General features: G+C 72.7%; 11 protein-coding genes and 1 pseudogene. 4 read left to right on the forward strand and 8 right to left on the reverse strand.

Translation table 11 applies throughout. The annotated features are described in order from the left end of the window. Window positions 1-33: 33 nt before the first annotated feature. The gene (locus ACWGE1_RS10090; RefSeq protein WP_453420080.1) at window positions 34-213 is read left to right on the forward strand and encodes a DUF6191 domain-containing protein; all 180 of its coding nucleotides are present in this window, start codon (window positions 34-36) and stop codon (window positions 211-213) included. Here ACWGE1_RS10090 and ACWGE1_RS10095 read toward each other — a convergent pair. The 6 genes and pseudogenes from ACWGE1_RS10095 to ACWGE1_RS10120 form a co-directional block, all read right to left on the reverse strand. Continuing rightward, window positions 176-3,289, reverse strand: a complete 3,114-nt coding sequence (locus ACWGE1_RS10095; protein ID WP_453420055.1) for a helix-turn-helix transcriptional regulator — start codon at window positions 3,287-3,289, stop codon at window positions 176-178. The two genes, ACWGE1_RS10090 and ACWGE1_RS10095, sit on opposite strands and share 38 nt — an antisense overlap. An 11-nt stretch (window positions 3,290-3,300) precedes the next feature. Beyond that, window positions 3,301-3,492, reverse strand: coding sequence for a hypothetical protein (locus ACWGE1_RS10100; RefSeq protein WP_453420056.1), 192 nt, complete (start codon window positions 3,490-3,492; stop codon window positions 3,301-3,303). A 167-nt stretch (window positions 3,493-3,659) separates the two neighbouring features. Continuing rightward, the gene (locus ACWGE1_RS10105) at window positions 3,660-4,250 is read right to left on the reverse strand and encodes a hypothetical protein (RefSeq protein ID WP_453420057.1); all 591 of its coding nucleotides are present in this window, start codon (window positions 4,248-4,250) and stop codon (window positions 3,660-3,662) included. A gap of 109 nt (window positions 4,251-4,359) precedes the next feature. Further along, a pseudogene (locus ACWGE1_RS10110) lies at window positions 4,360-4,904 on the reverse strand (GNAT family N-acetyltransferase); the annotation flags it as partial. A 39-nt stretch (window positions 4,905-4,943) separates the two neighbouring features. Continuing rightward, the gene (locus ACWGE1_RS10115; protein WP_453420058.1) at window positions 4,944-7,193 is read right to left on the reverse strand and encodes an MMPL family transporter; all 2,250 of its coding nucleotides are present in this window, start codon (window positions 7,191-7,193) and stop codon (window positions 4,944-4,946) included. A gap of 178 nt (window positions 7,194-7,371) precedes the next feature. Further along, a complete protein-coding gene (locus tag ACWGE1_RS10120) occupies window positions 7,372-7,788 on the reverse strand; it encodes a signal peptidase I (protein ID WP_453420059.1) in 417 nt (138 codons plus the stop codon). Window positions 7,789-7,842: 54 nt separating this feature from the next. Between ACWGE1_RS10120 and ACWGE1_RS10125 the strand changes: the two genes are divergently transcribed. Continuing rightward, entirely contained in the window at window positions 7,843-8,658 is an 816-nt protein-coding gene (locus tag ACWGE1_RS10125) for a GNAT family N-acetyltransferase (RefSeq protein WP_453420060.1), read from the forward strand. Window positions 8,659-8,727: 69 nt separating this feature from the next. On the opposite strand, the gene ACWGE1_RS10130 is transcribed toward ACWGE1_RS10125, so the two are convergent. Beyond that, a complete protein-coding gene (locus ACWGE1_RS10130) occupies window positions 8,728-9,183 on the reverse strand; it encodes a PaaI family thioesterase (RefSeq protein WP_453420061.1) in 456 nt (151 codons plus the stop codon). Between the two features lie 130 nt (window positions 9,184-9,313). Between ACWGE1_RS10130 and ACWGE1_RS10135 the strand changes: the two genes are divergently transcribed. Together ACWGE1_RS10135 and ACWGE1_RS10140 are read left to right on the forward strand one after the other, a co-directional pair. Beyond that, window positions 9,314-9,814 carry a DinB family protein gene (locus tag ACWGE1_RS10135; RefSeq protein WP_453420062.1) on the forward strand — a complete coding sequence of 167 codons (501 nt, stop codon included), beginning with the start codon at window positions 9,314-9,316 and terminating at the stop codon, window positions 9,812-9,814. A 256-nt stretch (window positions 9,815-10,070) separates the two neighbouring features. Beyond that, on the forward strand, window positions 10,071-10,343 hold the full coding sequence (locus tag ACWGE1_RS10140) for a hypothetical protein (RefSeq protein ID WP_453420063.1): 273 nt from the start codon (window positions 10,071-10,073) through the stop codon (window positions 10,341-10,343). A gap of 95 nt (window positions 10,344-10,438) precedes the next feature. Here the strand turns inward: ACWGE1_RS10140 and ACWGE1_RS10145 are convergent, their stop codons facing one another. After that, on the reverse strand, window positions 10,439-11,173 hold the full coding sequence (locus ACWGE1_RS10145) for a siderophore-interacting protein (RefSeq protein WP_453420064.1): 735 nt from the start codon (window positions 11,171-11,173) through the stop codon (window positions 10,439-10,441). Between the last annotated feature and the right edge of the window lie 104 nt (window positions 11,174-11,277).

Here is an 11,277-nt window from a genome sequence, read left to right on the forward strand (position 1 = left end):
CCCCGGCAGGGGACGAAGGGCTTGGTGGGCACGGTGTTCAACATGATCGAGGAGCTGTTCAACCCGGGACGCAAGCACACGAACGAGGAGAAGAAGCGCCTGGAGCTGTCCCGGACCGACGTCAATGACAACGATCCGGGACGGGGTCCGATAGACCTCGACTCCGGCAGGGTGCTCATACGCCTGGACGAGGAGCCTGCGGACGGGGACTGACCGGGGAGGGCGCGGCGAACAGGCGCAGCCGGTGGGCGAGGGCGGCCGCCTCGCCGCGGCCGGTCACCCCCAGCTTCGCCAGGATGTTCGAGACGTGCACGCTCGCCGTCTTCGGGGAGATGAAGAGCTCCTCGGCGATCTTCCGGTTGGTGCTGCCGGCCGCCACCAGGCGCAGCACGTCGCGCTCCCGGCTGGTCAGCCCGAGTGCCTCGGCCGGGTCGGTCTCCTGGGCGGGCGGTGTCTCGGCGGCCGGGTCGGCGTCGGTCAGCGGTAGCCGGGCGCGCCGGGCCAGCAGGGCCAGGTCCTCGCGCAGCATGCGTGCGCCGATCCGCTCGGCGGTGGCGCAGGCCTCGCGGAGCAGGGCGGCCGCGGCGTCCCGGTCACCGGCGGCCAGCAGGGCCTCCGCGAGCCGGTGGCAAACCCTGGCCAGCAGGTAGGGGCGTTCCAGCGGGCGGACGACCTGCTCGACGCCGGCCCAGTCGGCAGGGGTGTCCCGGCCTTCGGCCCGGGCCAGCTCGGCGCGGACGTACGCGGCGTGGGCGGTCCACACCGGGACCGGGGCGGCCAGGGAGTCGGCGGCGGTGCGCAGCACCTCCAGGGCGGCGTCCCGTCCTGCCTCGGCGGCCGGGAGTCCCCGGGCGTCCGCCTCCGCGGTGGCGGCGGCGAGCAGCAGCGGCCAGGCGTAGCGGTGCTGCCCGAGCGGGAATCCGTAGGCGACGGCGGCGGACACCTCGGTGCGGACGTCGGCGATCCTGCCCTGCCCCGCGGCCACTCCGATCGCGAGGCGGTACAGCGGTATCCGGTGCTGGGGCTGGGTTTCGTGGGCGCCGAAGTGGGCGTGGGCGGCGGCGAGCCGGTGGGCCGCCTCGGTCAGCTCGCCGCGGGCCAGGGCCAGGTAGGCCAGCCGGGCGGAGGCCGAACCGCGCGGGGCCGCGCTCTGCCCGACGTGCAGGGTGCGCCGGGCCGCCTCGGCGGCCTCCTCCCAGCGGCCGAGGCTGTAGAGGCTCTCGGCCATGTTCCCGCAGACCCATGCCTCGCTGTCCAGGAGCCGGGACCTGCGGGCCAGTTCGAGTCCTTGTTCGGCCAGTTCCACGGCTTCGCGGGACCGGCCCAGGCTTTCCAGTTGAGAGGTGAGATTGATATGCGCATGCCCTGCCAGCATGGGGAGACCGAGTTCCGCGGCCCGTTCACCGACCGCGCGCATCTCGGCGAGGCCGCCCGCGCCGTCGCCGGCGTCGGTGAGCAGCGCCCCGACCGTGATCCGGGCATTGAGCTCGGTCTCCTCGGCGCCGACCATGCGCGCGTACTCGGCGGCGCGTTCGGCGGCGGCGAGGTTGTCGGGTCCCGGCTTGTGGAGCATGCCCCAGCTCGCGGCCCGGACCAGGACCTCGGCGTGCACGTGGGACGGGTGCAGCCCCCGGACGAGGTCCTGCGCCTTGGCTATCTCCTCCCAGCCGTCCCCGCGCCCGAGGCCGGCGACCAGCCGGGAGCGTTCGGTCCAGAACCAGGCGGCCCGCAGCGGGTCGTGGTCCTCCTCCAGCAGACGCAGCGCCGTCTTCGTTATCTTCAGGGCGCGCTCGCGCTCGCCGCCGTAGCGGGCGGCGACGGTCGCCTCGGCCAGCAGGTCGAGGCGCTGGAGGGCGGTGGTGGCCGGGTCGCAGCCGCACGGCGGGTACACCTCGGTGAAGTCCGCCGGGCGGAGCGCTTCGCGGACCTCCTCCGGGGCGCTGTCCCACAGGTCCATGGCCCGCTCCAGCAGGCGCAGTTGCTCGGAGTAGGCGTGTCGGCGGCGGGCTGCGACGGAGGCGGCCAGTACGGCGGGCAGCGCCCTGGCGGGATCGTTCGCGTGGTACCAGTAGCTGGCCAGCCGGATGATCCGCTCCCCGGCCCGGATCAGCGATCCGTCGGCCTCCATGGCCTCGGCGTAGCGGCGGTTGACACGGGCCCGCTCACCGGGCAGCAGGTCGTCGCTGACGGCCTCGCGGACCAGCGAGTGCCGGAAGCGGTAGCCGTCGCCGTCGGGGGTGGCGAGCAGGATGTTGGCGCCGACCGCGGCGCGCAGCGCCTCGATCAGCTCGTCCTCGGTGAGCCCGGCGACGGCGCGCAACAGCGGGTACTCCACGGTGGAGCCGCCCTCGGCGACGATGCGCACGATGCGCTGGGCCTCCTCGGGGAGCACCTCGACGCGGACGAGGAGCAGGTCGCGCAGGGATTCGGTGAGCCCGGTGCGGCAGCCGCTCTCCTTGGAGGCGACGAGTTCCTCGACGAAGAAGGCGTTGCCGTCGGACCGGTCGAAGACGGAGTCCACGAAGTCCTCGTCGGGCTGGGCGGCGAGGATGCCGGCGAGCTGGCGGCGCACCTCGGCCCGGTTGAAGCGGGACAGTTCGATGCGCTGGACGGTGCGGAGCCGGTCGAGTTCGGCGAGGAGCGGGCGCAGCGGGTGGCGCCGGTGCACGTCGTCCGCGCGGTAGGTGGCGACGATGACGAGCCGGCCGCTGCCGAGGGTGCGGAAGAGGTAGGAGAGCAGGTGCCGGGTGGAGGTGTCCGCCCAGTGCAGGTCCTCCAGGACGAGGACGACGGTGCGGTCGGCGGCGAGCCGCTCCAGCATGCGGACCGTCAGTTCGAAGAGCCGGGCGGTGCTCTCCTCGTCGTGCGGGCCGCGCGGGGTGTCGCCGAGTTCGGGGAGGATCCGGGCGAGTTCGTCCTCCTGGCCGGCGGCCGCGGCGGCCAGCTCCTGCGGGAGCAGGCGGTGCAGGGTGCGCAGGGCCGTCGAGAAGGGGGCGAAGGGAAGTCCCTCCGCCCCGATCTCCACACAGCCTCCGACGGCGACGACGGCGCCGTGGCGGTCCGCCTCGCACAGGAACTCCTCGGTGAGGCGGGTCTTGCCGACTCCGGCCTCTCCCCCGATGAGCATCGCCTGCGGCTCCCGGCCGGCGGCGCGCGTCAGTGCGTCGGTGAGTACGGCCAGTTCGTCGGCTCGGCCGACGAACACCGGGCTGACAGATCTGGTCTCCACGCCGCCGAGCATCGCACAGACGTCCTGCTCGGCGGCACTCGTCGCCGGTGCGCTTCTCATCACGCGTCAGTTCACACGGTGCGCGGCGCGGAGCACGCGGAGCGGGTGAACCGGCTGCGGAAGGCTGTCACCGGCCTTCGGGCTGCCTGGTGGGGTGAGGAGGCGCGGTGCGTCCTCTTGGCCACCGTGGCCGTGCGGTACTCGGCCGCCTCGCGGAGGAGGTCGGCGCTGTGTACGGCGGTGGCGATTTCGTACTCGAACATCTCGTACTCCCTGGTCGCGTTTCTCGGGCACCTCGTTCGGTGTGGTCCAAGATTCGCGTCCCAGGGGGTACCGGCACATCGGTCGCATGCCGCATCTGCCGGGTGCGGGGGGCCTTAGTCCGGGGCCGGAGAGCCCCGGGTCGGTCCGTGAGGACCTAAGGCACTGCCTAGGCGCCCGCGCCCGCGGCCCTGGGAATGGCGAGGAGGAGGTCGAAGTACATGAGGACGAAGAGCAGTACGCCGAGGGCGCCCAGGCCGATGCCCGCCCAGGAGACGGACCGCACCCAGGTGGGGAGGGTGCGCTCGGGGCTGCTGAAGGCCGGGAGGGCCAGCACGAAGGTGGCGAGGATCAGGGCGAGGGCGGAGAAGATGCCGTTCACCATCGCGGTGGTGTGCCACGGGTCGACGAACTGGGCGGCGATCTGCGCGTTGGCGTCGGCGGCCTGGGTCAGCTCCAGCCGGGCGGCGATGCTGGCGCGCTCGGACACGATGCCCGCGACCCAGCTGCCGCTGAGGGCGACGACGCCCAGACCCGCGGCGACGATCGCGAAGGCCGCGGATCCGACGTGGCTCGGCTCCCCGTCCTCGGCCGTGTCGTCGGCGAACGCCTCGTCTTCCACGTCCGTGTCAATGACCTCGTCGGTGACCGCGGAGTCGACTTCGGCCTCGGCCGGCTGGGGGGTCTCGGCCTTTTCGAGGTCGGCCGGGGTGGTGTCCGCCTCGGAGGCGTTCGGGGCGGGGGTCTTCGTGGTGTCCATGCGGGGCACCGTAGGCGCCCTGTCTGAGAGTTTTCTGAGAATCCGCTGGTTGTGGCCGAGTCGTGCCCATCGGCCGGCCGGGCCCGGGCCGGGGCCGTGGCCAGACGGTCCGGGTCGCGGCCCACTCGTGGGAGAGGATCGACCAGATCTCGGTGTCCCGGCGGGTGCCGCGGTGGAGATGGTTCTCACGCATGACGCCCTCGCGGGTCATGCCGAGCCGCTCGGCGACGGCGAGGCTCTTCTTGTTGCCGGAGGCGGCGTGCCACTCGATGCGGTGCATGCCGCGCTCGCCGAAGGCGTGGTCGATCAGGATCCGGCAGGCCCGGGTGATCAGGCCGCGGCCGGCCGCGTCGGGCTCCGGCCGGCAGCCGATCTCGCAGTTGCCGGTCGTCGCGTCGAAGGCCGGGAAGAGGACCCCGCCCACGAGGGTGCCGTCGAGGCGGATGCCGAAGAAGCGGGCGCCGTCCTCCGCCGCCTCACGGCGTGGGCGGCCGGCAGGGCCCGGGCGGAGCCGAGATCGGTGGCCCGGTCCGGCAAGCCGATGTACTTGCCGATGAACTCGCGTCCGCGCTCGATGTGCGCGAAGAACTCCTGGGCGTGCCGGGCCTCCAGCGGGAACATCTCGGCGTCTTCGGCGAGGTCCATGGAGAACATGCTCGGACTTCCTCGGGTCTCGGACGGCGGGTGGCCGGATCACCGGGAGGCGGTGACGGGCTCGGCGCCTTCCTCGCTCGTGACGAGGTCCGCGGCGGGCCGCTGCTTCGGAAGTTCCGCATGCGGGTGGCGCTCGGGGGGTTCGATGCTGATCCGGGGCAGTCGCCGGTCGAGCCAGGCGGGCAGCCACCAGTTGGCCCCGCCGAGCATGTGCATCAGGGCCGGGACGAGGAGGGTGCGCAGCACGAAGGCGTCGAGGGCCACGGCCGCGGCGAGCGCGATGCCGAACATCGCGATGATCCGGTCGCCGCTGAGCACGAAGGCCAGGAAGACGGAGATCATGATGACGGCCGCCGAGTTGATGACCCGGCTGGTCTCGGCGAGGCCGACGCGCACGGCCCGCCGGTTGTCACCGGTCGCCAGCCACTCCTCGTACATCCGGCTGACGAGGAAGACCTGGTAGTCCATCGACAGTCCGAAGAGGACGGACACCATGATCACGGGCAGGAAGGGCTCGATGGGCCCCGCGCTGCCGAGGCCCAGCAGCTCGCTGCCCCAGCCCCATTGGAAGATCGCGACCACGACGCCGAACGAGGAGGCGACGGCGGCGACGTTCATGGCCGCCGCCTTGAGCGGGATGCCGATGGACCGGAAGGCCAGCAGCAGGAGCACGCAGCCGAGTGCGATGACCACGCCCACGAAGAGCGGCAGCTTCCCGATGATGACCTCGGCGAAGTCGTCGTAGGCGGCCGTCACACCGCCGACGTGGATCTCCATGGAGTTGCCGTGTCCGGCGCCCGGTATGACGTCCTGGCGGAGCCGGTCGACGAGGTCGCTCGTGGCCCGGGACTGCGGTGCGGAGTCCGGTACGACGGTCAGGACGGCGGTGTCGCCGCTGCGGTTGAGGACGGCGGGGCCGGTGGAGGCGACGCCCTCGGTCGTACGGAGCGCCTGTGCGAGCCGGTCCACGGCGAGCCGGTCGCCCGCGCCGTCGAGCCGGGCGACGACGGTGAGCGGGCCGTTGGTGCCGGGGCCGAAGCCGTCCGCCAGCAGGTCGTAGGCCTGCCGGGTGGTGGAGGTGGCCGGGTTGTTGCCCTGGTCGGAGGTGCCCAGGTGGAGGGAGAGGGTGGGCACGGCCAGCACCAGCATGACGGCGGTGGCGACGAACCCCAGCAGCTTGGGACGGCGTTCCACGAAGCCGGACCAGCGGACGGCGAAGCCGGAGGTCTGCTCGGGTGCCGGACCCTCGGCGGCGAGCCTGCGGCGTTCGCGGCGCGAGAGGGCGCGCGTGCCTATGTACGAGAGGAGGGCGGGCAGCAGGGTGACCGACGCGGCGACGGTCAGGACCACCGTCACGGAGGCGGCTATCGCGACGCCGTTGAGGAAGTTGAGCCGCAGCACGAGCATGCCGAGCAGCGCGATGCACACGGTGGCGCCGGCGAAGACGACGGCCCGGCCGGTGGTGGCGACGGCGTTCTCGGCTGCCTCCTCGACCGTGCTGCCGCGCGCCAGGGCCTTGCGGTGCCGGGTGACGATGAACAGCGCGTAGTCGATGCCCACGCCGAGGCCGACGAGGGTGCCGAGCATGGGGGCGAAGTCGGCGACCGGCATCGCGTGCCCGAGGAGGGTGATGCCGAAATAGGCGGTGCCCACGCTGACCAGGGCGGTCGCGATGGGCAGCAGGCTCGCGGCGAGCGAGCCGAAGGCGAGGAAGAGGACCAGGGCCGCGACGGCCACGCCCATGACCTCGGCGAGGTGCGCGGTGGGGGCCTCGGTGAGCTGGATGGCCCGGCCGCCCAACTCGACCTGGAGGCCACCGGCCTCGGTGGTGGGGTTCTTCGCCGCGTCGACGACCGCCCGGGCCTGGGCCTTGGGTACCGAGTCCGCCTGCCGGTCGAAGGTCACCACGGCGTAGGCGGTGCGTCCGTCGGGGCTGATCCGCGCGGCGCTCTCGGGGCCGGGGCCGTAGGGTCCGGCGACCGATCCGACGCCGGGGAGCCCGGCGACGGCGTCCAGTGCCCGGGTCATCCGCTGCTCGATGTCCGGGGTGCGCACGCTCTGCCGGTCCGGGGCCCGCCACACGATGGTGTCGGTGTCCCCGCCCTGGCCGTGGAAGCCCTCGCGCAGCAGGGCGTTCGCCCGGCCGGACTCGGTGCCGGGAACCTCGTAGTCGTTGGAGAACGCCGATCCCGCGGTCACGGCGGCCGCCGCGGTCCCACCGAGTGCGAGCAGCCAGATCAGGACGGCGAGGAGGCGGTGGCGCATGCACCAGCGTGCGATTACAGCCAACGGACGTGCTCCCTGGTGGTTCGGATCTTTACCGGGGCAGCCCGTCGCAAAGAACGCATGAACGCGTGAAGGCCCGGCCGAGGACCCGGGGGATCACCCCGGGAGGGTTCGGCGCAGATGGTCTACACCCGCCACGATCTCAGCGTTTCGTGATCGTTGGCCCCTTTCGTGTGCATCGTCACAGCGCGGAGCGGCCCGCGGGCGCGGCCTCCGGCTGCACTTCGGGCTCGTCCACCCGGTAGCCCGGGATCGAGGGCCATCGGACGGTGAGGACCACGGCGTCCTCCTCCGCGTACCAGGAGTGGTCCACGCCGCGGCCCCAGAGCACGTAGTCCCCCTGCTCGGCGAGGACGACGGTGCGCCCCGGGAACTCCAGCCGGAACCGTCCGCTGATCAGCACCAGCAGTGCGGTGCGCCGCTCTGCGGTCGCCCACCGCTCCCGCTCGTCGCCCTTCGGGTGGACACCCCATTTGATCTCCACGTCCTCGCTGTGACGGGGGTCGGAGGGGTCCTTGAAGTGGCCGAGGAGCCAGCCGCGGTCGGCGGCGGCATCGGGCGTGGCCTTACCGGTGTAGATGGTGGAGTCGTGGTTCACGGGGGTGAGGCTAATGCAGTTGTGGTGCGGGCCCGGCACTGGTGATCTGGGGCGATGACGATCGATCTTGATGAACTGATGAAGGTGCGCGCCCGGTTCGACGCCGAGGTCCGCGAGGGTGCGCAGGCGGACGCCCCGCACGCGGGCGTGGAGCGGGCGGGGGCCGTCGTACGGCACACCGTGCCCGGGCTCGGCTGGAACGGCGTGCTCTGGTCGGACCTCGACGAGGAGACGGCGGACGCGGAGATCGCGGCGCAGGTCGCGTTCTTCCGGGGCCGCGGCTGTCCGGAGTTCGAGTGGAAGCTGTACGACTACGACCGCCCGGCGGACCTCGGGGACCGGCTGAGGGCGGCGGGCTTCGTGCCGGAGCCGCCCGAGACCCTGATGGTGGGCCTCACCTCCGAGCTCGCGAAGCTGCCGGTGGAGCCTCCGGAGGGGATCGCGCTGCGGGTGGTGACCGACGAGGCCGGCGTCGATCTGATGATGGAGGTCCACGCGGGCGCCTTCGGGACGGAGCGGCCCCGGATCCGGGAGCAGTTGCTCAGCCGGCTGCGCGAGGAGCCGCAGACCATCGCCGCGGTGCTCGCGATGGCGGGCGACACCCCGGTGAGCGCGGCCCGGATGGAGATGCGGCCGGGCGCCGCCTTCGCGGGTCTGTGGGGCGGCGGCACGCTGCCGCAGTGGCGCGGCCGGGGCATCTACCGCCTGCTGGTCGCCCATCGCGCCCGCCTGGCCGCGGAGCTCGGCATCCCCTACCTGCAGGTGGACGCCTCGGACGACAGCCGCCCGATCCTGGAGCGGCTGGGCTTCGGCGTCCTGGGCGTGACCGTGCCGTACATGTGGACGGACCCCTCCCGGCGCCCGTCCTGAGAGGAACGCCGCGCGCCCGACGCCGCGGCCGGGCCGGTCAGCCGGTCAGCCGGTCAGCCGGTCAGCCGGTCAGCCGGTCGACGGGAGGATCAGGCAGGTGGTCGTGGCGTGGGCGATCAGCTTGCCGCGGTCGTCCGTGACCTTGCCCTCGGCCGTCGCCGTGCGGCGGCCGGCGTGGATGACGGTGCCCTCGGCGGTGAGGGTCCGTCCGTCGGTCTGCGCCGCCCGGATGTAGTTCACCTTGAGTTCGAGGGTGGTGTAGCCGACACCGGCCGGGAGGGTCGTGTGCACGGCGCAGCCCATCGCGGAGTCGAGCAGGGTCGCCGCGATGCCGCCGTGGACGGTGCCCAGCGGGTTGGCGAAGTCCGGCCGGGTGTCCAGCGAGACGACGATGCGGCCGAGTTCCACCTCGTCGAAGCGCATGCCGAGCAGCCTGCCGATGGAGGGGATGTCGGCGGGCCGTTCCGTCTGCACCCAACGCATCAGTTCGAGGCCGGACATGGCGGCGAGTTCTACGGTCGACACGGGGTCTCCTTGATCGGGTCGCTCGGGCGGTCGCAGGCCGGAAAGAACCTCTACCCAGCGGTAACTTATGGTGGCCGCCGAGGAACGGCAAGGGGTTCCCCCACCCGGGAGCACCCGGCAGGATCACCCCATGGAACGCATCAGCCCGCCCCTGACCGGCGACGAACGCGAGACCCTCCGGACCTTCCTCGACTACCACCGGGCCACCCTCGCCTGGAAGTGCGAGGACCTCACCGACGAGCAGCTGCGCCGCGCCTCGATGCCGCCGTCCACGCTGTCCCTGCTGGGGCTGGTCCGGCACATGGCCGAGGTCGAAAGGCACTGGTTCCGCCGCGTCCTCGACGGCCAGGACCTTCCCCATCTGTGGTCGGACACCCACGACTTCCAGGCCGCCTACGACGCCTCCGGCTCCACCCGCGCCGAGGCGTTCACCGCCTGGCAGGAGGAGGTCGCGCACGCCCGCCGCATCGAGGCGGCCGCCGCGTCGCTGGACGTGACGGGGTACGTGCCGAGCTGGAAGGAGGATGCCTCGCTGCGCCTGGTGATGCTCCACCTCATCCACGAGTACGCCCGCCACAACGGCCACGCCGACTTCCTCCGCGAGGGGATCGACGGCACCACCGGCGCCTGAGGGTCGCCGGCCCTCCCGGCACCCGGCCGCCCGACCGGTCGGCCGACCGCAGAAGGCAACGACACCAGCGGGTGCGTACGGCCCGGGGCTGCTCTAGCGTCGAACGGGGAGGGGATTTCCTGCCGAGCCGGTCCGGACCGGGGGCCCGGGCCCGGCGGCCGCACGGCGGCCGCGCGCACTCGGCTCTGTTCCCACGCGGATCCGGCACCACGCAGGTCCCGGGCCGCGCGACGATCCCGGAGAGCAGGTGCGTCCCATGCGCACGTCGACCCGTATCGCAGGTGTCCTCAGCGGCCTGGCCCTCGTACTCGGTGGCGCGGCCTTCACGGCCCCCGCCGCCCACGCGGACGTCTCGGCCTGCATCAACCAGGTCGAGCGGGAGCTACAGGGCGGCGAAGCACCGGAATCCGTCCGCGCCGCGTGTTCCGCCGGATACTCCGGTGAGCACGAGCAGTGCGTCAGCGGGCTGACCAAGGGCGGTGTGACCAACGGGACCGCGGTGAGCGCCTGCAAGGTGTCCATCCAGTAGCCGGCCCGATCCCGACCGCATCTGCGGCCCGTCCCGCACCCCGAGGTGCCGGACGGGCCGACGGCCGGTCGGGCCGGACGGCCCCGGAGCCGGCCTCAGGCCCCCGGCCGCCAGTACCCCAGCGCGTTCACGCGATGCTTGGGCAGCGCGAGGTCCTTGCGCAGGTACCCCGTCAGGGCGCGCGTCGTCGCCGTGTCGCACGCCAGCCAGACGTACGCCGACTCCGGGTCCCCGGCCAGTGCGGGAAGTTCGGCCCGCACCCGGTCGGCCAGAGCCGTACCGTCCCGCCGCACCCGGCGGATGTCGTGTCGGCCCTGCTCCACCCGCATCGGCAGTTGCGCGTCCGAGTCGTGCTGCGTCTCGAACCAGATGGTCGCCGGGGTCTGCGGGTGCGCATCCAGCAGCGAGTTGATCGCCGGGAGGGACGCGGCGTCGCCGATGACGAGCAGACGCTCCGGGGCCGGCGCCGGAGCCGTGAATCCGGTCCCCTGGACCGTGGCCTCGATCGTGTCGCCCGGCTCGGCGCCGCGCGCCCAGGCGCTGGCGACCCCGTCGTGCAGGGCGAACTCGAAGCTGAAAGTGCCCGCTTCCGGATCCGGGTCCACCAGCGTGTACGCCCGCTGGTGGGGCTTGCCCGCGCCCTGGAACCAGACGCGCACCCACATCGTCGGGTGCAGTGACTCACCGGCTGCGGCCAGCAGCCCGCCGTCCGTGAAGCTCACGCGGCGGTAGTCCTCCGTAAGGTCTTCCGTCCCCGTCACCGTGAACGTGAAGTCCTTGCCCCGCATGAGCTTGAGGACCACGCCCTCCCAGCCCTTGCCGACAGCCATGTCCAACCCCTCCCCTGGCACCCCTATAGTTAGGTCAGCCTAACCTAAACGCACGTCGGGGAAGAGTGTGAGCACGTGAGCAGTGTCAGCAGCGAGAGCGGCGA

Source organism: Streptomyces sp. NPDC054932, assembly GCF_053610205.1.